Raw genomic sequence first — 1,389 nt, forward strand, 5'->3', positions numbered from 1 at the left:
CGGGGCGCTCCATTCGTTGAGTTCACAGCAACGATGGTGCCACAACCCTCGCCGCCGCCCCATAGCTTCTCTCCCCCGCGCAGCGGGCGCGAGGAACCGAAGTCCTGCAGACTGGCGCCCGCAGGGCAATAAAGGGCGGCGGCGCAACGATCTGAAAGGATCAGGTGCCGGAATTCCTGAAACGTCATAAGCCCGCCACCGCACTCCCAAAGTGGAATATTCTCTATTGCGGATAAAAATTATCCACGATATGATATATCCATGAATTGGAGATCAGCACGATGAAGCTGGGTGAGGGCGTCGAAGCGGCCATCCACTGCGCCGCGATGCTTGCCGGCGTCGAAGGCGCGGCGACCATGCCGGGTGCTGCCATGGCTGAAGCGTTCGGCCTGTCGCCGAGCTATCTCCTCAAGCATCTCAACGCGCTGACGGCGTCGGGCATCCTGGAATCGGTGCCCGGGCCATCGGGCGGTTACCGGCTGGCGCGGCCGGCCGAGCGCATAACGCTGCTCGACATCGTGCTCGCCGTCGAAGGACGCGAACCGGCCTTCCGCTGCGGCGAAATCCGTCAATGCGGGCCGGCCAGGCTCGATGCCTCGGTTTACGTCAAACCCTGCGGCATCAGCGTCGCGATGCTGAAGGCCGAACGCGCCTATCGCGCCGCTCTTGCCGAGGCGCGGCTGTCCGACATCGTGGCGGAATATATGAGCGATGCCGATCCCCGTTCAGTCGCCGCGAACTGCGCCTTTGTCGAGCGCCATCAGCGACCGCAGAAATCGAGTTCAACCAAGCAAGCGTGAAAGGTAATGACGATGAAGCAGAGGCTGCAATTCTTCGGCGCGGCGCCGGAAATCATGAAAGCGGTATCGGCGCTCAACAAGGCAGTCGACGAGTGCGGGCTGGAGGCAAGCCTGCTGCATCTGATCAAGCTGCGGGCGTCGCAGATCAATGGCTGTTCGTATTGCGTCGAGATGCACAGCCGCGAGGCGCGCCACGATGGCGAGACCGAACAGCGGCTCTATCTCGTCTCCGCCTGGAAGGAATCACCGCTGTTTTCCGAGCGCGAACGCGCCGCCTTTGCCTGGACCGACGTGGTGACGAAGATCGCCGACCGCGGCGTACCGGACGATCTCTACGCAAAAACGCTCGAACACTTCTCGGAAGAGGAACTGGTCAAGCTGTCCGTGGCGATCGGCATGATCAACACCTGGAACCGGCTCTGCGTTCCCTTCCACGCCATTCATCCGGTAGCGGCGGCCAAAGCCGCCTGAGCGGACGGACCTGACGCCCCGGGGTAATCCCCCCGGGGGGTTTTTTTTTTTTGTGAAAAGAAATTTTTGGTTTTTTTTTTATTTTTTTTTTTTTTTTGCCCCCCCCGGGGAGGGGGGG

General features: G+C 61.1%; 3 protein-coding genes. 2 read left to right on the forward strand and 1 reads right to left on the reverse strand.

All coding sequences use genetic code 11. From position 1 onward, the window contains the following. Nucleotides 1-188, reverse strand: a 188-nt coding sequence (locus AC0L3N_RS14990) for a hypothetical protein (RefSeq protein WP_473548316.1), incomplete at its 3' end; no start/stop codon positions are given. Between the two features lie 93 nt (nucleotides 189-281). Between AC0L3N_RS14990 and AC0L3N_RS14995 the strand changes: the two genes are divergently transcribed. Then, the gene (locus AC0L3N_RS14995) at nucleotides 282-800 is read left to right on the forward strand and encodes an RrF2 family transcriptional regulator (RefSeq protein ID WP_473548317.1); all 519 of its coding nucleotides are present in this window, start codon (nucleotides 282-284) and stop codon (nucleotides 798-800) included. Between the two features lie 12 nt (nucleotides 801-812). Then, entirely contained in the window at nucleotides 813-1,271 is a 459-nt protein-coding gene (locus AC0L3N_RS15000) for a carboxymuconolactone decarboxylase family protein (protein ID WP_473548319.1), read from the forward strand. Nucleotides 1,272-1,389: the final 118 nt, after the last annotated feature.

The organism is Mesorhizobium sp. WSM4807 (assembly GCF_055811615.1).

What these genes read in the sequence shown, in the direction of transcription:
- AC0L3N_RS14995 (WP_473548317.1), top strand. Translation starts at nt 282, where the DNA reads ATGAAGCTGGGTGAGGGCGTCGAAGCGGCCATCCACTGCGCCGCGATG.
- AC0L3N_RS15000 (WP_473548319.1), top strand. Translation starts at nt 813, where the DNA reads ATGAAGCAGAGGCTGCAATTCTTCGGCGCGGCGCCGGAAATCATGAAA.